Source organism: Pseudomonas sp. Z4-20 (genome assembly GCF_051131955.1).
GTDB lineage: Bacteria > Pseudomonadota > Gammaproteobacteria > Pseudomonadales > Pseudomonadaceae > Aquipseudomonas > Aquipseudomonas marvdashtae.
This window is the reverse complement of record NZ_CP071641.1, coordinates 2,601,042-2,625,470: the sequence shown is the minus strand read 5'-3', so window position 1 is coordinate 2,625,470 and position 24,429 is coordinate 2,601,042. Positions and strand designations below refer to the sequence as shown.

Annotated in this window: 12 protein-coding genes; 4 read left to right on the top strand and 8 right to left on the bottom strand. The window is 62.0% G+C overall.

Going from position 1 to position 24,429, the window contains the following annotated elements; genetic code table 11:
* The first annotated feature begins 104 nt into the window (after window positions 1-104).
* On the top strand, window positions 105-1,730 hold the full coding sequence (locus J3P82_RS12035) for an NADP-dependent glyceraldehyde-3-phosphate dehydrogenase (RefSeq protein ID WP_434563326.1): 1,626 nt from the start codon (window positions 105-107) through the stop codon (window positions 1,728-1,730).
* 13 nt (window positions 1,731-1,743) lie between these two features.
* Here the strand turns inward: J3P82_RS12035 and J3P82_RS12030 are convergent, their stop codons facing one another.
* Complete coding sequence (locus J3P82_RS12030; RefSeq protein WP_434563324.1) at window positions 1,744-2,637, bottom strand: DMT family transporter; 894 nt, start codon at window positions 2,635-2,637, stop codon at window positions 1,744-1,746.
* A 133-nt stretch (window positions 2,638-2,770) separates the two neighbouring features.
* Here J3P82_RS12030 and J3P82_RS12025 point away from each other — a divergent pair, with 133 nt between their 5' ends.
* The gene (locus J3P82_RS12025) at window positions 2,771-3,220 is read left to right on the top strand and encodes an Lrp/AsnC family transcriptional regulator (protein WP_434563322.1); all 450 of its coding nucleotides are present in this window, start codon (window positions 2,771-2,773) and stop codon (window positions 3,218-3,220) included.
* Here J3P82_RS12025 and J3P82_RS12020 read toward each other — a convergent pair.
* Both J3P82_RS12020 and treA read right to left on the bottom strand, forming a co-directional pair.
* On the bottom strand, window positions 3,165-4,115 hold the full coding sequence (locus tag J3P82_RS12020; RefSeq protein WP_434563321.1) for a LysR substrate-binding domain-containing protein: 951 nt from the start codon (window positions 4,113-4,115) through the stop codon (window positions 3,165-3,167). The two genes, J3P82_RS12025 and J3P82_RS12020, sit on opposite strands and share 56 nt — an antisense overlap.
* 61 nt (window positions 4,116-4,176) lie before the next feature.
* Complete coding sequence (gene treA, locus J3P82_RS12015) at window positions 4,177-5,781, bottom strand: alpha,alpha-trehalase TreA (RefSeq protein WP_434563319.1); 1,605 nt, start codon at window positions 5,779-5,781, stop codon at window positions 4,177-4,179.
* Between the two features lie 150 nt (window positions 5,782-5,931).
* Between treA and J3P82_RS12010 the strand changes: the two genes are divergently transcribed.
* Window positions 5,932-7,245 carry an SDR family oxidoreductase gene (locus J3P82_RS12010; protein ID WP_434563317.1) on the top strand — a complete coding sequence of 438 codons (1,314 nt, stop codon included), beginning with the start codon at window positions 5,932-5,934 and terminating at the stop codon, window positions 7,243-7,245.
* 102 nt (window positions 7,246-7,347) lie between these two features.
* Here the strand turns inward: J3P82_RS12010 and J3P82_RS12005 are convergent, their stop codons facing one another.
* Both J3P82_RS12005 and J3P82_RS12000 read right to left on the bottom strand, forming a co-directional pair.
* On the bottom strand, window positions 7,348-8,778 hold the full coding sequence (locus J3P82_RS12005) for a diaminobutyrate--2-oxoglutarate transaminase (RefSeq protein WP_434563315.1): 1,431 nt from the start codon (window positions 8,776-8,778) through the stop codon (window positions 7,348-7,350).
* Window positions 8,779-8,813: 35 nt separating this feature from the next.
* Window positions 8,814-9,029, bottom strand: a complete 216-nt coding sequence (locus tag J3P82_RS12000; RefSeq protein WP_186610593.1) for an MbtH family protein — start codon at window positions 9,027-9,029, stop codon at window positions 8,814-8,816.
* 199 nt (window positions 9,030-9,228) lie between these two features.
* On the opposite strand from J3P82_RS12000, the gene fhuF reads away from it, so the two are divergent.
* Window positions 9,229-9,966: a siderophore-iron reductase FhuF gene (gene fhuF, locus J3P82_RS11995; protein WP_434563313.1), complete on the top strand. Its 738-nt coding sequence runs from the start codon at window positions 9,229-9,231 to the stop codon at window positions 9,964-9,966.
* 10 nt (window positions 9,967-9,976) lie between these two features.
* Here fhuF and J3P82_RS11990 read toward each other — a convergent pair whose 3' ends face one another.
* From J3P82_RS11990 to J3P82_RS11980, 3 genes are read right to left on the bottom strand one after another with little or no spacing between them, the layout of a single operon-like run.
* Entirely contained in the window at window positions 9,977-11,620 is a 1,644-nt protein-coding gene (locus J3P82_RS11990) for a cyclic peptide export ABC transporter (protein ID WP_434563311.1), read from the bottom strand.
* Window positions 11,617-15,399, bottom strand: coding sequence for a non-ribosomal peptide synthetase (locus J3P82_RS11985; RefSeq protein ID WP_434563309.1), 3,783 nt, complete (start codon window positions 15,397-15,399; stop codon window positions 11,617-11,619). Before J3P82_RS11985 ends, J3P82_RS11990 begins: the two co-directional genes overlap by 4 nt.
* Entirely contained in the window at window positions 15,396-24,428 is a 9,033-nt protein-coding gene (locus J3P82_RS11980; RefSeq protein ID WP_434563307.1) for an amino acid adenylation domain-containing protein, read from the bottom strand. Before J3P82_RS11980 ends, J3P82_RS11985 begins: the two co-directional genes overlap by 4 nt.
* Window position 24,429 lies beyond the last annotated feature (1 nt).

Here is a 24,429-nt window from a genome sequence, read left to right as displayed (position 1 = left end):
GGCCCCTACCACTTAAAAAACACCTCCATTAAGGCGTATAACGCTAAAAGCGATATACGCCTGAAGCTGCAGCCCCTGGCTCATTTCATTGATGGAGTAACGACATGACCACAGCCAACCTCCTCGCCACCCTATTCCCAAGCGCCGCTGAAATTCCGCCGGCCTACCGTCTCGATGGGCAGGTCGAGCAACGTGAATACCTGGTCGATGGTGTCCTGAGAGCCTGGCAAGGTCCGCTGGCCACAGTGCGCAGCCCGGTGTACCTGGCAGGTCCGCATGGCGATGAACAAGTGATTCTCGGCAGCACGCCATTACTCGATGCCGAAACCGCGCTGACCGCCCTCGACGCGGCTGTCCGGGCCTATAATCGCGGCCAGGGCCAGTGGCCGACGATGCGTGTCGCCGAACGCATCCGCCATGTCGAAACCTTCCTGGCGCGCATGCGCGAACAGCGCGAGGCGGTGGTCAAGCTGCTGATGTGGGAGATCGGCAAGAACCTCAAGGATTCCCAGAAAGAATTCGACCGCACCTGCGACTACATCGTCGACACCATCAATGCCCTCAAGGAGCTTGACCGGCGCTCCAGCCGTTTCGAATTGGAACAGGATACGCTCGGGCAGATTCGCCGCGTCCCCTTGGGCGTGGCCCTGTGCATGGGCCCCTACAATTATCCGCTGAATGAAACCTTCACCACGCTGATTCCCGCGCTGATCATGGGCAATACCGTGGTGTTCAAGCCGGCCAAGCTTGGCGTGCTGCTGATACGCCCACTGTTGGAAGCCTTTCGCGACAGCTTTCCGGCGGGCGTGATCAACGTCATCTACGGCAGCGGCCGGGAGACGGTCAGCGCGCTGATGGCCAGCGGTAAAATCGACATCTTCGCCTTCATTGGCACCAACAAGGCCGCCAGCGACCTGAAGAAACTCCATCCGCGCCCGCACCGCCTGCGTGCCGCACTGGGGCTGGACGCGAAGAACCCCGGCCTGGTGCTGCGCGACGTCGATCTCGACAACGCCGTCAGCGAAGCCCTGACCGGTTCGTTGTCATTCAACGGCCAGCGCTGCACGGCACTGAAGATTTTGTTTGTCCATGAGGACGTCGCCCCGGCGTTCATCGAGAAATTCAACGCCAAGCTCGCCGCGTTGAAACCTGGTATGCCTTGGGAAGACGGCGTGGCGCTGACGCCTTTGCCCGAGGCCGGCAAGGTCGATTACCTGCATTCGCTGGTGGCCGACGCAATCGCCAAGGGTGCGGGCATCATGAACGCACACGGTGCTGAATCCAGGGCTTCGTTTTTCTATCCGGCCGTGCTCTATCCCGTGAATACCGCAATGCGCGTCTACCATGAAGAGCAGTTCGGCCCGGTCGTGCCCATCGTGCCGTACCGCGACCTCAACACCGTGGTCGATTACGTACTCGAGTCCGACTTCGGCCAGCAACTGAGCATTTTCGGCACCAATCCGGCCGAAATCGGCAAGCTGGTGGACACGTTCGCCAACCAGGTCGGGCGCATCAACATCAACGCCCAGTGCCAACGCGGCCCGGACACCTTCCCGTTCAATGGCCGGAAAAACTCGGCCGAGGGCACGCTGTCGGTGCACGATGCATTGCGCACCTTCTCGATCCGCACGCTGGTGGCAACCAAATTCCAAGAGAGTAACAAGGCTCTGATCAGCGACATCATCCGGGAACGCGATTCAAATTTCCTGACCACCGACTACATCTTCTGACACCTTTGGCCGGTTACGGCAGGGCTGGACGGCGCCACTTGATGCTCCAGCCCTGCTGCATGCCGGCAGCCGCCAGCAGAATCGCCGCCACACCCAGCCATTGCAGCGGTTCGAGGCGATGGCCGAAGGCAAACCAGTCGACGAAGATCGCTGCGATCGGGTAGATGAAGGACAGTGCGCCCGTCACCGCCGTCGGCAAGCGCTGGATCGCGCTGTACAACAGCACATACATCACGCCAGTGTGAATCATGCCAAGGGTCAACAGGCTGGCCCAAGCCTCGGGTTGCCGTGGCAAGGCCGAGAAATTCGCCCATGGCGCCAGCAGCAATATCCCGGTGCTGACCTGGATCAACGCGATCAGATGGGGCGGCGTGCCGGTCAGGCGCTTGATAATCAACGCCGCAACGGCATACAGAAAGGCCGCGCCCAATGCCAGGGCGATACCCACCAGATAGTTTCCGCCCCCCTGCCCTTGCTCACCGTGGGCACTGACGATGGCCAACATTCCGAGAAACGAAACCGCCAGCCAGAACATTTTTTGCGCGGTGATCTTCTCGCCCAGAAACAGCGCCGCCAACCCCACCAACATGAACGGCTGGACGTTATACACGGCCGTACCGATGGCAATCGAAGCATGGGAATACGAAGCGAATAACAACACCCAGTTCCCCACGATCGCTGCGCCGCTGAGCACCGCGAGCAGGAAAGTCGTACGTGTCAGCAGATCCCGGCGCAAGAAACCAAAACCGGCGCAAATCAGCAGCAACGTGCCGGCGCCAAATACGCAGCGCCAGAACACCACGTCCAGCACGGGCACGCCGGAGACCAGCACGAACCAGCCTATGGTTCCGGAAATCAGCATGGCGGCGGTCATTTCGAGCGAACCGCGGCGTAAGGTCTTGTCCATCTTCAGGCTCCTCCAGTCAGTGCGCACAGTATGCCGAGCCGCCGGGCTGCTTCTCCATGGCTTGAAAAAGGCTAAACTGCGTTTCGACCTTTTTTATCAAGGCCACTTGCGACTTTTGCCTAACGGAGCAGAAATGACTGACGATATCGACCAGATCCTCATCAGCGCCCTGATGGAAGACTCCCGGCGCTCGCTCAAGGCCTTGGCAAACCTCAGCGGCCTGTCCTCACCCAGCGTCGCCGAGCGCCTGCGCCGACTCGAAGAGCGCGGCGTGCTCAAGGGTTATACGGTTGAGGTCGACCCGAAAAGCTTTGGCTATCAGCTCCAGGCTATCGTGCGCATCCGCCCGTTACCGGGGCAATTGCAGGCAGTGGAACGACAAATACAGGCCATCGGCGAATTTACTGAATGCGACAAGGTGACGGGTGAGGATTGTTTCATCGCTCGTCTGCATGTGCGTTCGATGGAGCACTTGGATGTGTTGTTGGACCAGCTCAATATTCATGCCGAGACCAATACGGCCATTGTCAAGAAGACGCCGGTGAAGCGGCGTTTGCCGCCCATGGCACCGACAAATCCCTAAAACAATCTTCGAGAAATTCGACACACACCCGCAGCTTGGCCGACTGACTAAGTCGGGTCGGATACACCGCCCAGACATTCGCGCTTTGCGAATACTCGGGCAGCACCTGGACCAGACGCCCCTGGTCCAGCATGGACCTGACGTCCCACATCGAGCGCAACAGGATGCCGCCGCCGCTCAAGGCCCACTCCAAAACGATTTCACCGCTGTTGGACGACAACGGGCCGCCGACGCGCACCGTTTCCTCTTGGCCACTTTTAGTCAGTGTCCACATGCCGAAGGCGTTGTTGCGCTCCTTGAGCACCAGGCAATCATGCGCGTTGAGGTCGTCCAGCGAACGCGGCTCGCCCCGTCGTTCCAGGTAATCGGGGCTTGCGCAAAGCACCCGCCGATTACTCGCCAACTTGCGGCCAAGGTGTTGACCCGGCAGGTCATCGCCCACGCGAATTTCCAGGTCGAACCCCTCGCCGACGAGATCGACGACACGGTCAAACACGTCCAGGCGGATATCGAGCCTGGGATAGGTCTGCGACAGTTTGCCAATGGCCGGGGCCACGTGATTGCGGCCAAAACCAAAGCTGCTGCAAATGTGCAATGACCCAGTGGGTTGATGACGTGCCTGGGCGATATCGCCAACAAACTCATCGAAATCACCCAGGAGCTTTTCGGCCCATACCCGTACACGTTCACCGTCGTCGGTCAATGCGATACGCCGTGTCGTGCGGTGCAGCAACTTGGTAGACAGGGTCGCTTCAAGGACAGAGATGCGCTTGCTGATATAAGCCGGTGAAAAACCCAACGCTTGCGCCGCGCTTGCAAAGCCGTTCTTACGAATGACCGTCAGAAAGACTTTCAAATCCTCCGGCAGCGGAAATTGATCACGATGCGTGTTCATATACCCATGGCAACGCTATTCTTCCCAGATTTCGCGAAGAATAGCATTGAACCCATCTGGATCAACCGCCGTATTTTTGCAACAACTTCAACGTCACTCCATTGGTCCAGCCGAAGCCGTCCTGCAATTCATATTCACCGCCTCCGCCACCGTCGCCTTGCCCGGAGAGGTTGTATTTCTCGACCAGCTTGTCCTCTTTGCCATAAAGCGCTTGGACCTGCTGCAAGAAGCGATTGCCAATCTGCCTGGCCAGCTCGGTTTGCCCATATCGTTCAAGCCCTTCGACTGCCACCCACTGCAACGGCGCCCAGCCATTGGGTTCGTCCCACTGCTGACCGTTGTTGACCTGGGTGGTGGCAATGCCGCCCGGACGCAACAAGCCTTCGCGCACCGCATCGGCCGTACGGTTGGCACGCTCGGCGGAGGCCAGGCCGGTGTAGAGCGGGAAAAGCGTCGCAGCGGTGAGCGCCGGACGCTGCCGGTTCCGCTGCCAATCGTAGTCCACGTAGTAACCGCCTTCGGCGTTCCATAGATGCGTTTCGATTGCCCGTTGACGCTGGGCAGCGCGCTGGCCATAGGCTTGGGTACACGGCGAGTTGTGGAGGGTTTCACAGGCTTTGGCGATGGTGCGTTCCAAGTGATACATCAGGCTATTCAAGTCCACCGGGGCAATAGAGGTAGTTCGGATTGTGGCCAGGGTCTTGTCGTCGTCCAGCCAGCGGGAACTGAAATCCCAGCCGCTCTCCGCGCCGGCGCGCAGGTCGCGCCAGACTTCCTGCCGGGGCCTGTCCGGCACCTGTTCGGCGGTCTTGAGGTCCTGCAACCAGGACTCCTGCCGAGGCGTCGCGCTGGCGTCCCAATACCGATTGAGCACGCTGCCATCGGCGAGCTTGACCACGTGTTTCCCGGCCTCACCGGCCTTGAGCGTTTGCGCGCCGGCCATCCAATAGGCGTATTCCCTCTGCAATTGAGGAAGGTAGCGCCCGTAGGCCTGATCGCCTTCGATATGCGCTTGCAGTTCCACCATGTAGGCGAAGAACGGCGGCTGTGACCGGCTCAGGTAGTAGGTGCGGTTACCATTGGGGATGTGGCCATAGGTGTCGATCATGTAGGCGAAATTGTCAGTCATCTGGCGAATCTGCGTCTTCTCACCGCTTTGCTCCAGCCCCAGCATGGTGAAATACGAGTCCCAGTAATACATCTCACGGAAACGTCCACCCGGGACCACATAGGGCTGCGGCAACGGCAGCAGGCTGCTGTATCGGGGGACTTGGGGATAGGTTCGGCTGAGCACGGGCCAGAGGTTGTCGATATGCTCTCTGATCGGCGCCCCGGGTTGCGGCGCCGGGCTTTGCGCTTGTCCGGATTCGATGAAGTTGTCTTTCACGAACTCGTTGAGGTCGAAGTCGGCGCTGTCGCGACGGGCCAGGTAATCGGCGCGGATCTGCGAAGGGTCGCGTTTGGGCAGTGCATCGACAAAATGCTTCTGGTCCGTAAACAACTGTTTACCTTGCACCGCTTCGAACAACTCGGGATACGCCTGGTCAGGCGGCACGTTGGCGCGACTTCGAGCATCCTCATAGCTCCATGTCGCAGGCGATTGGCTTGAACACGCTACGCATAGCAGCGCGGTAAAGGACAGGCTGGCGAGATAAACAGGACGCATCTGAAGCTCCATGATGTTGTCAGTTCCTTCAGAAATAACTGACAGAAAAGGATGAGCCTCAGTTCACTTAAAACGCCTTTCCTCACTTCAATGGAACCCCGGTTTGCCCGTCCTCTCTATCGCAGAACCAACAGAGCGGAGGTGTTGATCATGATTTCCCCGGCAACCGGCATGCGGACTGGCGAGCGCTATACCATCGAAAGCGTCGAGCGAGCGCCGCATTTCCCTGGCTTTTTTCTCGATGGAAAGTACTACCTGGGCCCTGAACTGAACATGGCGGTGGGCTGGCTGGAGGGTCAGAATTTTCTCTATGACCAACTCGATCCCGAGGGTGAACCGGTGTACCCCGACAGGGTCGCCGGCACCATTGAAGACCTGACGTTAATCATGGCCGACGGTGTGCGTTTGAAACTGGCGCCCATCCACGCCGAGACCGATCGGCCCTCCCAACGATCCATGGATCGCGCCGATTCCGCTCAGGGATCCAAGACATCCCCCCTCGCGGAAAAACTGGTGGTCATCACCGGAGCGTCCAGCGGGATCGGCCGCGCAGCCGCCCAGGCGTTTGCCCGGCAAGGTGCGCGCCTGGTCCTGGCGGCACGCGACCGTGCCGCACTCGGCGAGGTGGTCGATGAATGCCAGGCACAAGGCGCCGCTGCGTTGGCGGTGTGCACCGACGTCACCCGCAGCGAGCAGATGCAGGCCTTGGCGGCCGAGGCCGCCACGTTCGGTGACGGTCGCATCGACATCTGGATCAACAACGCCGGCGTAGGCGCGGTAGGCAGTTTCGAGCAGACGCCGCTCGATGTGCATGAACAGGTGCTGCAGACCGACTTGCTCGGCTACCTGCGTGGCGCCTACGTTGCCTGGCCCTATTTCAAGGCGCAAAAGCGCGGCATCCTGATCAATACACTGTCGTTGGGCAGTTGGGTCGCACAGCCGTATGCCGCTGCCTACTCAGCCAGCAAGTACGGGTTGCGGGGTTTGTCCGAAGCTTTGCGCGGTGAATTGGGCGAACACCCCGATATCCACGTTTGCGATATTTATCCTGCTGTCATCGATACACCTGGCTTTCGCGACGGCGCCAACTTCACCGGCCATGCTCTCAAGCCACCGCCTCCGGTCTATGATCCGCAGCGGGTCGCCGACGCGATGGTCAACTGCGCGCTCAATCCCAAGCCCAGCACCACCGTCGGCAGCGCGGCGATACTCGCCAGAGCGGCGCATTTCCTGCTGCCCGGCTTCCCGCAGCTCTCCGGCTGGCTGACGCGCCGGAGCCTGGACCGCAGCCCGCCGTTAGCTTCGTCTACGGGCAACCTGTTCGCCCCACCCAGCGGCCAGCGGCGTATCGAGGGCGGCTGGCGCCAACCCGCACGACGGCCGACCCCCTTGCTGGTGGCGGGCGCGGCGCTGTTGATTGGCGGTTGTCTGGTGGCGTTGGGCCGGGAGCGTGGTCGGGGGTAACGGACCGTTTCGCCTGCTGTCAGTTGAAGCGCTGGAAACGGGCCATGGCGAGGGTTCATTCCCTCGCCATGATCTTGCAGAAAGACCTGGGCGAACTGCAACTCAGGCGATGTGCAACGCCCTTCCCTTGGTCTCTGCCAGGGCATTGTTCAAAGCCGCCTGGAACAGCTCGACCAGCATATCGATTTCAGCGGCCTGGATGATCAACGGTGGCAGGAACCGCACGACGGCCCCATGCCGCCCGCCAAGTTCGAGGATGACACCCAGGCGCAGGCATTGACGCTGGATGGCCTGGGCCAATGCCGAATCCGCCGGGGGCACACGACTCTCGCTCGGCGTGTCACCGACGATTTCCACGCCCACCATGAGCCCACGGCCGCGTACTTGGCCCAGACAAGGGTAACCGCCCTGCAGCTGTCGCAGCTGTTCCATCAGGCGTTGGCCCATGAGCTCGGCATGCCCTGGCAGGTCTTCGCTGATGATATGGCGCAACGTCGCGGCTCCCGCGGCCATCGCCATCTGATTGCCACGGAACGTGCCGGCATGGGCACCGGGTTTCCAGGTGTCCAGCTCTTCGCGATACACCATCACCGCCAGTGGCAGCCCGCCGCCGATGGCTTTGGAAAGTACAAGAATGTCCGGCTCAATGTCGGCATGCTGGAAGGCAAACAGTTTGCCGGTACGCCCCAGGCCGGTCTGCACTTCATCGATGATCAGTGCGACGCCATGCTTGCGGGTCAATTGACGCAAGCCCTGGAGCCAGCGTACCGGTGCCGGAATCACCCCGCCCTCGCCTTGCACGACTTCCACGACTACCGCCGCGGGCGGCAACACACCGGACTCCGGGTCACTCAACAGCTGTTCGATAAAATGCAGGCCAGCATCGACACCTGCTTCACCGCCGATACCGAATGGACAGCGGTAGTCATAGGGATACGGCAGGAACTGCACGTCGGCCATCAGCGAGCCCAGCGCCTGTTTCGGCCCCAGGTTGCCCATCAGGCTCAATGTGCCCAAGGTCATGCCATGGTAGCCGCCGGAGAACGTCAGGATCGGCTTGCGGCCGGTGGCGATTCTCGCCAGCTTCAAGGCCGCCTCGATGCCGTCGGCACCGGTCGGTCCGCAAAACTGGATGCGCGCGTGACGAGCAAAATTTTCCGGCAATGCGTTGAACAGGTCCTCGACGAAACGATCCTTGACCGGTGTCGTCAAGTCCAGGGTGTGCAAGGGCAAGCCGGAATCAAGTGTCTGACGCATGGCCGCGATGGCCACCGGATGGTTATGACCCAGCGCCAATGTCCCCGCGCCAGCGAGGCAGTCCATGAACAATTGGCCTTGGGTATCACGCACATATAGACCATGGGCTTCTTGCAAGGCCAACGGAATGCGCCGCGGGTAGGAACGAGCATTCGACTCCCGGGCCGCTTGGCGTTGCAGATACGGGTTGGTGTTCAGTTCACGCGGCGCTTGTTGGCGGAACTGCTCCAGCGTGAAGGTTGCGCTGGAGGATGAACGGGGCTGGACACTTTCCATTTTGACTCCCTGAGTAACCACTCGGTTGTGGGCGATCAGCCCTGTCCTTGTACCTGCATGGCTTGACGCAGGCTTAGCGGGCGCATGTCAGTCCAGACTTTCTCGATATAAGCCAGGCACTCTTCCTTGCTGCCCTGCATGTCCACGGTGCGCCAGCCGTCGGGGACGCTGCGGTAGTCCGGCCATATCGAGTACTGCTCTTCTTCATTGACTACAACCAGAAACCGCGTATCCGGGCTATCCAAACTCATTGCTTGCTCCTTGATTGGCATGGCGGGGAAAGGTCGCTACGATACAATACTAATGGTAGCGATTCTCATTAATATTTTAAAAATCTTACGTTGCTCGCATATTTCAATGTCGACGAGCAGTCGCAAGACGGTTGTGCGCTGTTTATACTTCGCCCCTCTGAACGATAACCTCTCTCAATTCGCGGTCACGGATGAGTCAATGATTCCCAGCCTTGCTCCGCTGTTCACCGGGCCGCTCGCTGCCTTTGAAGGGAAACTGCAACTGCGCAGCCATCCACGCGCCGATCTGCAGGCCGCCGTGTTCTTCCAGCACGAGACGTTCAGTGCATTCGTCGACGATCTGCTGGCACGCTACAAGACCGATGAGCGTCTGGCCTTGGTGTCGCTGTGGTCCAAGTGGTATTTCAGTACTTTCCTGGCGCCAGTGATGGCCGCCAACCTGCTCCAGCAACGGGACCTGCCGCTCGCCCTGGCTGATGTCGGCCTGAAACTCGGCGATGACGCCAGGCCGCAAGCCCTGCATTTGCGCGACGATGGTCAGATACTCCTCCAGTGCACGGCCTTCGAGCGGTTCCATACGCTCGTCGAATGCCATCTGGAACCCGTCATCGAGATCCTTGCCAGTGTCAGCCGGGCATCGCCCCGGTTGTTCTGGAGCAACGCCGCCAACACCTTTGAATTCGTCACCACGCGGATCGAACTGCACCCCCTGGCTGATGCCTTCAGCACCCTGCCGGCCAGGGAAATCCTCACTGCCCGGCTACGTCCCGACGGCCGGCGCAACCCTCTGTTCGCGCCCGTGCGGTACCAAGACATCGGCGAGGACGAACCGCAGCGCCTGAGGCGCATCTGCTGCATTCGCTACCGTCTTCCCGGTGTCGGCTATTGCAGCAGTTGCCCGCTCGATGAATCCAAGCGGCAGGACCAGCACGGCTGAGTGCCGCCCATCATTTGACCAACTGAAAAGGGTTCTCCGTGGCCCGGTCGTAATCGACGAGGTGGCCGTAATCGAGCCGATAGACCCGGTCCGCCACGTCGAAATAGCGATCGTCGTGGGTGATGGCGATCACGGTCTTGCCGGCCGCTTTCAGCTCGGGCAACAGCTCGTTGTAGAACACATGGCGAAAGACCGGATCCTGGTCCGCCGCCCATTCGTCGAGCAGGAACACTTCACGACCTTCCATCATCAGCAACAGCAAGGCCAGGCGTTTGCGTTGGCCCTGGGACAAGGCCGTGGTCGACAACCTTCCGGCGGCAAATTCGACCTTGTGGGCCAATCCGAGGCGCTCAAGATAATGATCCACTCGAGCCTCAAGCCCTTCATGGTCACCCGCCTCGCCCAGCACGTCAGCGAACAAGTAGAAGTCGGCAAAGATGGCGGCGAAATGTTCCCGGTGCCATTCACTGGTGCTGGCATCAAGCGCTACACCATTGAGTGAAACCTCTCCGGATGCTGGCACGTAGAGCCCGGTCAGCAGCTTGGCCAGGGTCGATTTGCCGCTGCCGTTGCCCCCCACGATGAAAATCAGTTCGCCGCGGCGAATCGTCAGGTCGATCGGGCCCAGCTCAAACGCAAACTCGTCGTTCTTGCCGGCATAGCGGTAGCGCACGTCCGAAAGGCGCAGTTCGCGGAAAGGTTGCGCCGCTTGTGCGGGGGTCTTGAACTCCACCGTCTCGCCCAATGCCAGGGCGTCGATGGCCTGCAAGGCGACATGACCACGGATGACCGCGGGAATGGCGTCGAGGATCATCGAGATCGGCGTGCGCAGGAACATGATCGCCAACACGTAGCCGACCACCACCTGCTGGTTGAGCAACCCCAACCCCTGGCCGAGGAAAAACAGTGTGCCGATCAACATGAACACCAGCAGTGTCGTCCAGTTGAGGTTCACCGCCCACAGGGTATCGGCGCGTACCGATGCGTCCAGCGAAGCGCGCGCGATGGGTTCGAGCTTGTGTTGATAGAGCAAGTGCCGGCGCTCCCGGCTCAGGCCCAATTCGCAGCGCCCCTGGATCGTGGCTTCGAACTGCTCGGCCAACTGGTCGTCCTGCTGCCGGACGGCCTGCATCAAGGTCTTGACCTTGCGCCCCAACAACACATCGAGACCTACGCCTGCGGCGATCACTGCCAGCGTCAGGAAAAAGAATGGCAGGCTCAACCAGGCCATGTAGACCAACCCCGCCAATAGCAGCAAGCCGTTGTACAAGGAAATCGGCAACTGCTTGAACGCCGTGGCGACAGTGGTCACGTCCTTGGTCAGGGCGTTGTAGATACGCGGACTGCCGAGCCGCTCGATGCGTTCCAGCGCGGTGCCCAGCACCTTGCCCACCAGCCGCAGGCGCAGTTGATACACCAGGCGATGGCCGATCTGCACCAGCAACCACTGGGAGGTGACACCGCTGATGAACAACAGGACCAGCAGGCCACCGAACAGCAGCACGCCGCGACCGAGGTCGTCCAGGCCTTGCTCCAGGCAGCGGTTGATGTAGCCGATCAGGCCAATACTGGTGGCCGCGCTCAAGGCACTGCTCAGCACCGCGAGGAAAATGCGCCATCGCGCGTTATGCAGCAGTTCTTTCAATAACATCATGGGACCGGCACCACCTTGGCAGAGGTTTGCAACAGTAAAGGCAGCAGGTGTTCGACCAATCGCGGGTCGCCGAGCATCTCATGATGCCCCACGTCCAATGTCCACTGGCTGACAGGTTGGCGAGCATGGCGTTGCCACTGCGCTCGTAAATCCCCATGGGCATTACCGCGCCAGAGCCAGACCGGCACATCGACGGTCGGCAAGGCCTGCTCGTACAAGCGGGTCTTGATCGCGCGATATTGCGCCATCAACGCCAGTAATTCTGCGTCGGCTGCCTCCCACTGCAAGTGAGCGCGCACCTGCTCATCATCGAGCAACCGGGCGACACCCTCGGCATAGTCAAGGCCGGCCAACAGGCCCGTCAACCGCTCCCTTAGCGACTCGCCGAGCGGCTGCGCGTGGCTGCGGCAATAAAAAGCGAAATCGGCGATCAACTGCCCGGCTTCATCGCCCTCGCCGGCCAGGCTACGCTGAGCATCGTGATCGAGCACCACCAGCCCTTCGACGCTAAAGCCACTGGCTTGCAGATGCGGCACCAGCAGCAAGGCCAGGCGTGCGGCCAGGCTCCAACCCAACAACACTAACGGGCGCTGCTTGAGCTGCGCCGGGATACTCGCCACGTATTGCCGCAACAGCGCGTCCATATTCCCGTGGGTCCAGCCGTCTTCAACGGCGGCTAGGCCAAACACCGCGACTTCGCCGCGCAGGTTATCGACCAGCGGTTGGTACGCCTGCAGATGCCCTTGCGCGCCATGCACCAGCAACAAGGCCGGCGCATGCGGATCGGCATCGTTCAGGACTTTCCACGGACCGCCACCGACCTCGCCCAGGCCTCGGACAAGATCGCGCACCGTATGCCGTTCGAACAGCAGGTTGGTCGGCAGGTTGAGGCCCAGTTGTTCGCGGATCAGCGACACCACTTTGATCGCCGCCAGCGAATGTCCGCCGACGTTGAAGAAGTTGTCGGTCACGCCGAGGTCGTCAACGCCCAGCACATCGCACCAGATGCCGAGGACGGCTGTCTCCAGCTCGCCAACTGGCGCCACGCGGGTATGCTGCAAGCGTTGCCGGGCGCGTTCGAGCAGGCTCTTGCGGTCGAGCTTGCCGTTGCTGTTCAGCGGCATGGCCTTCAAGGCAAAGATACCGCTGGGCAGCATGTAGTCCGGCAACTGGCGAGCCAGGCAGGCGCGCAGTTGATCCGTTCCTTGCCAGTGGGCGTCATCGCTAACCACAAAGGCCAGCAACCGCCCGTGATCACCTTCACCGTCCAACAGCACAGCGGCCTGCAAGACGCCAGGCTGAGCCAGCATCGCTTGCTCGACCTCCGCCAACTCAAGGCGGAACCCGCGGATTTTCACCTGCTGATCGTTGCGCCCCAAAATGCGCAAAGCCCCGTCGGCCTGGCGCAAGGCCAGGTCGCCGGTACGGTACAGGCGTTTGCCGCTGGCAGGATCGACACCGAAGGCACCGCCGCCGACATCGCCTACATAACCCCTGCCGACGCTGGCGCCACTGATGCATAGCTCACCAGCCTGACCGGATGGCACCGGCCGTTGCTGCTCGTCGAGCAAATGAACGCGGTTATCACCCAGCACCTGGCTCAACGCGCAACCGCTCACGCCTTGCTCCAGATCGATTGCCCGCCACAACACACCGACGGTGGTCTCCGTCGGACCGTAGTGGTTGTAAAGACGGCAGGTCGATTCGGCCTGTGCCACACGTGTCAGCAGCGCCTCGCCAATCGGCTCGCCGCCCAACACCAGGACTTGACGTGGAAGCACATCGGCAGCCTGCTCGCCCATCAAGGCTTCGAGGTGCGACGGGACGATTTTCAGCACGTCCAACGGGTAACGCCGAAGCTCTTCGGCAAAGGCCTGTGCGTCGGTCACCGTCGACTGTGCGAGTACATGCACGCAACCGCCCTGCAGCCAGGCCGGGAACAGCACGGTATTGCCCAGGTCCGCTAGCAACGAAGACACCAACCCGTAATGCCCGCCCTCGGGCAACTGCAGGGCGCGGGTTACTTGGGTGGCGTAGTGACGCAATTGCCCCTGTTCGATCTGCACACCTTTGGGTTTGCCGCTGGTTCCCGAGGTATAGAGCACGTAGGCCAAGTCTTGCGCCGTGCCGGAGACCGGCGCATCGAACGCCGATCCGTTGCTCGCCTGCGACCAGCACAGGGTCTGCACCGACGTTTGCGGTGGCAAGTCATCCAGGTGCAACAACAACGCCGGTTGGGCATCGTCGAGTATGCCGGCCAGACGCAGCGGTGGTTGTTGAGGATCCAACGGCAGATAGGCGGCACCTGCCTTGAAACAGGCGAGCATCGCAATCAGCATCTGCGCACCACGCGGCAGGTAGAGCCCAACCACCTGCTCGCGGCCCACGCCTGCCTGACCCAGGCTGCCGGCGACACGATCACTCAGGGCATCCAGTTCAGCGTAGGAAAATATCTGCTCGGCATAACGCAGCGCCGGTCGATCCGGGTGTGCCCGGGCGTGCTGGCGCAAGGTCGCAACGATGTCGAGATCCGGTTCAAGGGCCGAACGCGCCGACGACGCCAGCAACTCTTCAGGCAGGCGTGCGTCAAGGCTGTCAATGAGCCCGTTGGGATGCTGCATCAGTTGGCCGAGCCAATGGATAAGACGCTGGAGCAGCGCCTGCACCTGCCCTTCGCGATACAGACCCTGATCGTAGGCCAGCGCCAACGCGCCGTTGCCATGGACATCAAGGGTCAATTGCAGTTGCAATTCGACCGGTGTGTCGAAAGACAACCACTGCAACGCATCCAGTCGTGGCACCTGCAAGACACGCAGCCCGGTCTGGAAACTGGCACGCCACTCCGGCAACAGCTGCGCCTGGCCGACGTATTCCTGCCAGTCGACGGCGCTCTCCAGTTGCCGGGCCAATTGCCGGGCCAGATTGATCAGGGTGCTGTGCTCGGACATCTGCACCACCATCGGCAAGGTCTGCTCGAACACCCCATAGGCACCGGACAACTCCTCATAGTTGTCCCGGGGATCGTGCTGCAGACCGAGTTGGCCCTGCTGCTGTCCGTTGAGCCTGCCGAGCAACGATCCCCAGGCAGCCAAGACCAGTTGCTCCACCGCCACGCCTTCACGATCAGCCAATTCCATCAGCAGTGCGGGCAGGGTCTGCGGCAGTTCCCCGCGGACAACCGCGTGACTGCCGCTGGCGACGCCGTAGCGTTCGACCAGGCGCATGCCAGGGACATCCTGCAAGGCCAGGTTGCGCCAGAACTGCGCGCCCTGCTCAGCGTCTTCATCCAATTGCAGGCCATTGATCCACTCGGCGTAGTCAGCGTACTGCATGGGCTCGTCGTCAAGCGCTGCGGCGCAACCCAGCAAGTGCTGCTGCAAGCCGATTAGGCTGCGCTCGTCCAACGAGTAGACCGGGACCGCCAACAGCAGGTGATCATCGAGCAGCCAGGCCAGGATGTCGGGTTTTTCCGCGTGGCAACGACGCTGCGCCTCCTCAAGCCACCCTTGCGCAGCATGGCCGTCGCATACCCGTCCATGGCGCCAGTCCAGCTGCAGCGAATGAGGCTCGATAACCCGTTGGCGCAACCCCGTGGCACCCAGCGGACGCTCGTAGCGCAGGCGCAATGCCTGATGCTGCGCCAAGCCGTCGCGCAGCCGTTGCTCGACGATGCCTTCGGGTACCCCTGCCAATCGCATGCGCACCCAGCGCCAGGCTTGCGGATTGGCCTGGGCCAGTTGCTTCTGTTGAGGTGAAAGCGTAAGTCCAAGATCCATCATGGGGTCAACTCTGCGGAATTCTCTTCGGTCTGCGCCGGGGCAGCCATTACCTGGTGGCGAGCGTAGATCTCGCCCATGGCCACGACAATCCTGCGCTCGCCCTCGAACGGATCACGGGCGTGCGCCGCCAGCATGTTATCGAGCATGACCACATCGCCCTGCTGCCAGTCGAAACGCACGGCACAGCGGTCATAGGCAGCATTGATGGCTTCGATGGCCGCCGGCTCGAGTTCCGAGCCGTCACCGTAGAACACCTGCCTGGGCATAGCCGCCTCGCCATCACGCAGGAACTGCTCGCGGATATCGGCATCGAGAAACGCCGGGTGGTACAGCTGGATCTGGTTGAAGAAGCTCTGTTCGCCCGTCAATGGATGCAAGATCACCGCCGGGCAAACCTGGCGGGTGTGCAGGTCGTTGGCGCCGCGCCACTGGAATTCAATGTTGCTCTCACGGCAGATCCGCTCGACCTCGTCCCGATTTTCGGTCTGGAAGAAATGCTGCCAACTGACGTCAAGGCTGGTGCTGAAATTGCGCACGTACATCAGCTGTTTGCGCCGCAGGTTTGCTTGCAACCACGCCGGCAGTTCGCGGTAGACCTGGCGGCTGTCGACGATCGGCGTCGCGCCACCGGACGTCGCGGGTGTCTCGCAGTAGAACCACTGGCGGCGGGGCCAGCGGTGCTGATGCGCGCTTTCGTTATGAAACAGGATCATCCGGTCCTTGGGGTACGGCGTGGACTTGTAGATGTTCTTGCCGCCCTCTTTCTTCGGCAGGTCGCCGTACTGTCCATACAGCTGCGGACACAGCGCCTGGCAGAATGCCTCGAAATCGGCCGGTGTTGGCAGATCGAAGCCACGGAACAGGATCCCGCCATGCTCGCGCAGCCAGTGTTCGACCTTGTCGCGGTTGGCTTCGGCCCAGATGGCCGGGTCCAACTCACGGTCACGCAGCGAGACCAGCAAAGGAAACGTCGAGTCCTCTCGCAGCGGCCGGGCCTCGATGGGCTCACGGGCCGCCGCCGATCCGCCCTGGCGCATCTTGCCCAATTTGCTCATTTTGCGTTGCAGCGGGTTGTCCGTGGACATTGCGGCAGCTCCCTTTACAGTCGGAATCAAGGTATCGATGGGGTTGTCCGGCGCGCCGAGGGCCATCTCCAGCAGCGACTCGAAGGCCTCGCGCAAACGCTCGACGGTGGCTTGACGGAACAGGCTGGTGCGATAGACCCAGCGCAAGCTGATCGACTCGCCGTCTTCGCTGGCGAACAAGGCCATGTCGAACTTGGAATGGTGTTGCTCGCCGGCCAGCGGTTCGACCTGCAGATCGCCCAGCTGGCGCCGCTGACGTGGTGTGTTGTCGAGCACGAACAAGGTCTGCAACAGCGGATGGACATTGGCGACGCGCGGCAGCTCGAGGCACTCCACGACCTGTTCGAACGGCGTGTCCTGCCAGGCGAACGCTTGCAGGCAGACTTCCCGGACTTGCAGCGCCTGCTCACGGAAGCTCAACTCCGGTTGCAGGCGAATACGCAAGGCCAGCAAATTGACAAAGAAGCCGATCAGCGACTCGGTGGCCGGATGGTCGCGGTTCGCCACGTCCGTGCCGATGACGAGGTCGCGGCCTTGCGTCTCGCGTTGCAGCACGGCGGCATAGCACGTCAGCAGCAACATGAACGGCGAAGTCCCGCTGTCCTTGGCGAAGGTCTTCAGCCGGCCAACCGTGGCGACGGACAGTTGGAAATCCACGGCTGCCCCGGCACCGCTGTCACGCTCCGGACGCGGAAAATCGAATGGCAATGGAACCTGCGCGGGAACGCCCGCCAGGGTCCGACGCCAGAAATCCAGGCCTACGCGCTGACGCAACTGGACCGCGGCCGAACCTTGCCATACGGCATAGTCGACATATTGGATCGGCAACGCTTGCTGGGTCGGTAGCACGCCCCTGCTGTAAGTCTCGTAGCCTTCGATCAGCTCATCGACCAACACCGCGCCGGACCAGCCATCGGAAGCAATGTGATGCATGACCATCTGCAGCACATGATCCTGTTCGCCAATCCGGTACAGGACCACTCGCAGCGGCGCCTCACTGCCGAGATCGAATGGTCGCAGCGCCATGTTCCGGGCATCGCCTGGCCACTGGGGCTCACTCGATGCCAGGCTTTGCAAGGCCACCGCCAATTTCGGGTGGATCCGCTGGCGTAGCTCGCCGCCGCGCTGATGATAGGTGGTGCGCAGGATCGCATGGCGATTCACCAACCGCTGCAGCGAACGTTCCAGGGCCTGGGCGTCGAGTTGCCCACGCAAACGAACATTGCTGCTCATGTTGAAACTGCTGTCGGCCAGATCCAGCTGCTGCATCAACCAGACCCGTTGTTGCGCCGAAGACAATGGCTGGTCGAGTCGCTGATCAACCGCTGGAATCGTCAGCGATTCCAGATCCCGCTGACCCGCAACCCCCTCGATTCGCTCCGCCAGTTGCGCCAGCACCGGCGTTTCGAACAGCCAGCGCAGTGGCACGTCAAAGCCCTGCTCACGCAAGCGCCCACGCACCTGCGCGGCCATCAGCGAATGCCCGCCCAGCTGGAAGAAATGGCCATCGACCGGCACGTGTCGTACGTCCAGCACCGAAATCCAGATCTGCGTCAGCAGGGCCTCGCTGGCCGACAATGCGCGCTCGGTCGCTGGTGCACTGTCAGTCACCGCTTGCAGGCGTGGCAATTGCTTGCGATCGACCTTGCCATTAGTGTTGAGCGGCAGCCGCTCCAGCGCTTGCAGGTGCGTCGGCAACATGTAGATCGGCAGACGTGTCTGCAAATAGTCGCGCACAGCCGCCTCGCCAGGTGCGTTTTCAGCCTCCGCAACCCAGAAAGCCGTCAGATGCTCGCCTTGCACGGCCACGACCGCTTGCAGAACGTTGGGATGGCTAAGCAGGACGGCCTCGATTTCTCCCAGTTCGATGCGATACCCACGCAACTTGATCTGGTCATCGGTACGCCCGAGGTAATACAGCTGCCCGTCGGGTTGCCAGCGCGCCAGATCGCCGGTGCGGTACAAACGACTGCCATGGCCACCGAATGGATCGGCAATGAAGCGCTCGGCGGTCAGCCCCGGCTGCCCGGCGTAACCCCGGGCCAGACCGTCGCCGGCGATATAGAGTTCACCCACGCAGCCTGGAGGCACTTCGCACAGGTGTTCGTCGAGGACATGGCAGCGCGTGTTGAGCAGCGGTCGGCCAATCGGCGCCACCGGCAATTGCAGCGCATCGATCGGCGCCAGGGTCGACCATACCGTGGTCTCGGTCGGGCCATAGACGTTGATCAGTTGCGCCACGCACTGCTTCAGCTCGTTCGCCAATTCGGCCGACAGCGCCTCGCCACCGGCCAGGGCAACGCGCCCCTTGAGCACCTGGCGATTGCCTTGCAGCAACATCGCCCAGGTAGCCGGCGTGGCCTGGATCAGGTCGACGTTGCTTTGCTCGATCAAGCGCGCGAGCAGCAGCGGATCCTGGCGTTCTTCATCGTCGGCGAGGACGACCGCGCCGCCACGCACCAGCGGCAGGCACAGTTCCAGGCCACAAATGTCGAAGGTAACCGTGGTCAAGGCCAGGTAACGCTGCACGTTTGCCAATGGCAGCGCCTGCTCCATGGCCAGGAGGAAGTTGGCGAAGTTGCCGCGACTGATCTGCACGCCCTTCGGTTGGCCGGTCGAGCCCGAGGTGTAGAGGGTGTAGGCCAACTGCCCAAGGTTTCTCGGCAACCCCGGAGCCTGTGCCGCGAATTGCGCCAGCGGCAGGTCCGCCCACACGCACCCGCGCACCTGGGCAGGCCAATCGGTCGCGAGCGAATCGCAGAGCAGCAAGTGCGGCTGCGCTCGGTTGAGAATCTGCGCCTGGCGAGCAGGCGGATGGGCCGTGTCGAGGGGCAGGTAAGCGGCGCCGGCCTTCTGGATACCCAGCATGCACACTAGTAGTCGTTCATCCCGGGGCAAGCAAAAAGCGACCAGTGATTCAGGCCCGACACCCTGGGCTAGCAGCCAGCGAGCCAGGCGGTTGGCTTGGGCATCCAGCGCGGCGTAAGTCAATTGGCGACTGGCGCAATACACGGCGATGCGCTCGGGATGCACAGCGGCCTGCCCTTCAAAACGCGTTACGAAATCCGCTTCGTCGTGCAGGCCCATGACCTTGCCCGCGGTCGCCACGGTCGCAACGCAACGCAACGGGATTTCCAGCAAACGAGCGTGAAGATCGAGACCCGTCAGGCTGGCAAGTAACGCCTCGTAATCCTCCACCAACCGCTGGACGGTGTCCAAAGGCAACAACGCCGTCGCGTATTCGACGATCAAGTGGGCACTGGCCTCGGCGCCGCGCCCCCGGGTGAACAGGTTGAAGGTCAAGTCAAATTTGGCGCTCACTACCCCGCCCGGCAATGCCAACGCCTGCGCATTGATGCCAGGCAGCTTCAGGCTGCGGGAATCCTGATGATCGACCTGATAGTTGAACATCGTCTGGAACACAGGCGTGCGATCCAGACTGCGCTCGACATCCAGGACGTCCAGCAACCGCTCGAACGGCAGCGCTTGATGGGCCAGGTCCTCGCTCAGTCTGCCGTTCAAGGCCTGGACGAACGATTGCAGGCTCTGGCGAGCATCGATCTGTACCCGGTGCGCCAGCGTGTTGACGAACAGGCCGACCAGCGCCTGGCTCTCTGCCGACTCGCGTCCGGCCACTGGAACGCCGACGGCGAAGTCACTGCGTCCGCCATGACGCCAGAGCAGCAATTGATACGCAGCGAAATACACCACGAACGGTGTGACGCCCAACGCCCTCGCCCGCGCCTCCACAGCAGCACTCAGCGTACCGGGCAAAACGAACTCGTCCCGCGCTCCGGTGTATGCCTGCACCTCCGGCCGAGTGGGTTGTCCGGGCAGTTCCAGAGGCTCGTTGCCCAAGCCTTCCAGGCGTTTCCGCCAATAAGCCAACAGCGTCTTGCCGTGGTCCCCTCCCAGCTGTTGCCGCTGCGCGTTGATCAACGGCAGCAGAGCGCTTGTCGAAGGCAGCGTCCGGTCCTGATAGAGCGACGTCAGATCCTCGACCAGCAGTCCCATGGACCAACCGTCCACGGCAATGTGATGCACATTGAACAGCAGGCGGTAGTCACCGGGTGCGACACAAAACACATCGATGGCCAGCAAGGGCCCCTGCGTGAGGTCGAACACCCGCCTGGCCGCGTTGGCGATAGCCGCCTCCTGCTCCGCCCCGGTCAGACCGCCGATGTCGTGGACATTGAAGATCGCCGCGGGCGTATCGTCCAGGCGCTGCCAGACTTGCCCTTGCTCTTCGAAGAAGCGGCAACGCAACGCATCATGCCGGGCGACCAGTGCCTGACAGGCACGTTGCAGACGCGGCACATCCAGATCGCCGCGCAAGGCCAGCAACTGGGTGACGTTGTAGGCGGTTTCAGCCGGATCGAGCTGCTGCATGAACCACACCCGTTGCTGGGCGTGGGACAGCGGCTGTGGTTGCTTCGCCACCTCACTCGGCTCGACCGCTGCGACGACAGGCGCCACGACCGGCGTCAGCGCCTTGGCCAACTGCCGAGGGGTGGGGTTCTCCAACAATTGTCGAGGCATCAGACGCAGATTGGCCTGACGCAAGCGCGCGATCAATTGCAGGCTGAGAATCGAATCGCCGCCCATGGCAAAAAAATCCGCATCCGCTCCCAGCGCGGGTTGGCCCAGCAGCTCGCGGAAGGCCGTCAGAACCACAAGCAAGGCGGGCTCGGCGCGGCAGTCGATGCACAGCGCCATGGCCGCCAGTGTCGGATACTGCAAGACATCGCGCGGTTGCAGCTTGAGCCCTTCCCTGGAAGCCAGGCCGATCAATTGCAAGCTGAGAATCGAGTCTGCGCCGAGGGCGAAAAAATCGTCCCCGCGTCCGACTTGAGTGCAACCAAGAATCTGGCACCACAGTTGCGCCAGACGCTGTTCGGTCGCGCCGCTCGGCTGCTCGGCGGCTTCACCGGTCGGCTCATCCGTCGCCGGCTCGGGCAATGCACGCCGGTCGAGCTTGCCATTGGCGGTCAGCGGCAAGGTGTCCAGCACCACCCAATGGGCAGGCACCATGTGTTCCGGCAGTTGGCGCTTGGCCTCGGCTTGCAGCATCGCCAAGGCTTCGCTGGTCATCGAAGGGCTGATCCCGGGGGTGAAATACGCCACCAATTGCGTGCGCCCTTTCACCTCGCAGGCGAGCACCGCACTTTCACGCACCTGAGGCTGGGCGTTGAGCCAGGCGCTGACCTCGCCCGGCTCGACACGGAACCCCCGAATCTTCACCTGATCGTCCTGGCGTCCCAGAAATACCAACTGCCCGCTACGATCCAGGCGAACCCGGTCACCGCTGCGATAAAAGCGCTGTCCCTGGGCAGTGCAACCGAACACACGCGCGGTCAACTCAGGCTGACCCAGGTAGCCTTGTGCGACCTGGGGACCACCGATCAACAGCTCACCGACGACACCGACCGGTACGGACCTGTCATTGCCATCGACAATACGCAACTCACAGTCGGACAGCGGTTGACCCAACGGCAAATACTGACTCGATTCGAGCGCATCGCACGTGTCGATTTCCCCGCAGATCACGCCGACGGTGGTTTCCGACGGGCCATAGTGATTGAAGATGCGCAACTGCGGCGCCAACTCGTGCACCTTGGCGAACAAGGCCTGATCGAAACCCTCGCCACCGAGGATCAATATTTCCCTTGGCAATACGCGCCGGGCGTCATCCAAGGCCAGCAAGCCGCGCAAATGTGAAGGCGCGATCTTCAGGCAATCCACCGGATACTGATCGAGAAAGTCAGCCCAGCCGGGCGGATCGAAGGTCAACGACGCTGGCGGCAGGACCAGCGGGTCGCCAGCCGCGAGTGCGGCGAAAACGGACGTCAACCCCAGATCCGCGGCGACCGTCGCCAACGTCGCCCAACGGCTGCCCGGCCTGGCCTGCAAGCGCTGGCCAATTGCACTGGCGTAATGCGCGAGGTTGGCATGGGTGACCAGCACACCTTTGGGTTGGCCGGTCGAGCCCGAGGTGTAGATCAGGTAGGCAGGCAACTGCGGCTGGCTGAGGCTTTCGGCCTCGCCGACACCCACATCGACCGACCATTGGGCCGCGCTTACCACCAAGCGCGGGATGCCAACACCTGTTTCAGGCGCTTGCGCCAAGGTCACCCACAGGCTCGCGCCGCTGTCTTGCAATAGCTGCGCGAGTCGCTGGGCCGGTTGCGCCGGGTCCAGGAACAGGCAAATCGCGCCGCGCTGCCAACAGGCCAGCGTTGCCAGCAACTGTTCAGCGCAGCGCGGCATGCACAGCCCGACCACTTGCCCTGGGCCAATACCCTGCCCGGCCAGGCGCTTGGCCAATGATCGAGTGGCCACGCCGAGCGTAGCGTAATCGATGGTCTGCTCCAGGCCGCATAAAGCTTCGGCGGTCGGCGTATGCGTAGCCCAGTGCAGTACTTGCTGGTCCAACGGCAACGGAGTCCCATCCAGGGCTGGTCCTCGCAATTCGCTGGGTCGAGAAACCAGTTGCAGATCCGACAGGCGCCGCTGCGGGTGCTGCGAAGCATCTTGGAGAATCGCCAGCAGATCGTCCTGCATCTGATCAATTGTGGACGCGTCGAATAACTCGTCGCTGTACTCCAGCTCACAGCGCAGCCGCGCGTCTGCAGTACGTACGATGCGCAGCGTCAAGTCGAAGCGCGCATGACGTTGCGGCGGGTCAAGCACCTCGACCGCGACACCGGGCAAGGCCAGGGTGCGACTTTCGGGCAAATCAACCTGGACGAACATCACTTGGAACAGCGGGCTCGAACGCGGACGCTCAAGACTTTCAAGCATATTTTCGAAGGGTAACTGTTGGTGGTCGAACGCGGCCGCGACGGTGTCACGGGTGCGCAGCAAAGCGCTGCCAAAGTCCGGGTTGTCTTGCAGGCGCTGGCGGATCACCAGGGTATTGAGCAACGGGCCAATCAACGGCGCCAGTTCCGGCCGATCACGTTGGGCCGCCGAAGTGCCCAGGCACAGGTCAGTCTCGCCGCTGTAGCGCGAGAGCAGGCAGCTGAAGGCCGTCAAGCCGTAGATATACAGCGTCACCCCTTGGTTGCGAATCGCCGTCTCGACCGCCGCTGTCAGTTGCGGCGAGAGTTCCCGGGCCAAGACCGCGCCGCTATGGCGACGTTGCGGGGCCGCGGGGCGCGGCCGGTCCAGTGGCAATGCCAGCGGTGCCGGTGCATCCACCAGTTGCTCGCGCCAGAAAGCGATCTGTTCCCGGCAGCTTTCGCTGTCCAGCCACTCGCGTTCCCACGCGGCGTAATCGGCGTACTGAATGCTCAGTTCCGGCAGCACGGTCGGCTCGTTCGAGGCGAGCGCCCGATAGACCTCGGCCAGTTCAAGGGTGAGTTGTTGGGCGGACCAGGCGTCATAAGCGACGTGGTGGATAGTGAAAAACAGCCAGGTGGATTGCTCCTGGGCATCGCTGAACGCTTGCCAGCGCCAAGGGGTCGACTGCGCCAGGTCAAAGGGTTCGGCGAGTTGGCGGGCGTACTCATCGGCGCACCATCGCTCATGCTCGGACGCAGCCATTGTCAACCGCTCGACAGAAGGCAAAGGCACGTGCTGTGGCACGCAATGAGGCCGCAACTGTCCGTCCGCCTCCGTGGTGTAGCGAGTGCGCAGCGTCTGGTGGCGATCGACAACTTGCTGCATCGCCTGTTGCAAACGCTCGCCGTCCAGGCGTCCGTCAAAACGCAGCACCGAGCACAGATTGTAAAGGGCTCGACTGCTCAGGGCTTCAGCCGACAGGAAGCGCCGCTGAGCCTGCGCCAGCGGCGTATGCTCGCCCTCGCCGAGTACGGTGGGGACGATCGGCAGGCGCCAGCTGTCGATGCCCTTCTCCGCCAGGCGCTGGCGAAAGAGCTTTTTTTTGTCTGCGGGCAAGGATGCCAGCCGCTGCGCAATCTCCAGGAAAGCTTGTTGCGTCATC

Excerpts from the sequence above, each read along its gene's own strand:
- J3P82_RS12000 (WP_186610593.1), bottom strand. The coding sequence starts at position 9,029 with ATGAGTTTGGATAGCCCGGATACGCGGTTTCTGGTTGTAGTCAATGAA.
- J3P82_RS12010 (WP_434563317.1), top strand. The coding sequence starts at position 5,932 with ATGATTTCCCCGGCAACCGGCATGCGGACTGGCGAGCGCTATACCATC.
- J3P82_RS12005 (WP_434563315.1), bottom strand. The coding sequence starts at position 8,778 with ATGGAAAGTGTCCAGCCCCGTTCATCCTCCAGCGCAACCTTCACGCTG.
- J3P82_RS12035 (WP_434563326.1), top strand. The coding sequence starts at position 105 with ATGACCACAGCCAACCTCCTCGCCACCCTATTCCCAAGCGCCGCTGAA.
- J3P82_RS11990 (WP_434563311.1), bottom strand. The coding sequence starts at position 11,620 with ATGATGTTATTGAAAGAACTGCTGCATAACGCGCGATGGCGCATTTTC.
- fhuF (WP_434563313.1), top strand. The coding sequence starts at position 9,229 with ATGATTCCCAGCCTTGCTCCGCTGTTCACCGGGCCGCTCGCTGCCTTT.
- J3P82_RS12030 (WP_434563324.1), bottom strand. The coding sequence starts at position 2,637 with ATGGACAAGACCTTACGCCGCGGTTCGCTCGAAATGACCGCCGCCATG.
- J3P82_RS12025 (WP_434563322.1), top strand. The coding sequence starts at position 2,771 with ATGACTGACGATATCGACCAGATCCTCATCAGCGCCCTGATGGAAGAC.
- J3P82_RS11980 (WP_434563307.1), bottom strand. The coding sequence starts at position 24,428 with ATGACGCAACAAGCTTTCCTGGAGATTGCGCAGCGGCTGGCATCCTTG.
- J3P82_RS12020 (WP_434563321.1), bottom strand. The coding sequence starts at position 4,115 with ATGAACACGCATCGTGATCAATTTCCGCTGCCGGAGGATTTGAAAGTC.
- J3P82_RS11985 (WP_434563309.1), bottom strand. The coding sequence starts at position 15,399 with ATGATGGATCTTGGACTTACGCTTTCACCTCAACAGAAGCAACTGGCC.
- treA (WP_434563319.1), bottom strand. The coding sequence starts at position 5,781 with ATGCGTCCTGTTTATCTCGCCAGCCTGTCCTTTACCGCGCTGCTATGC.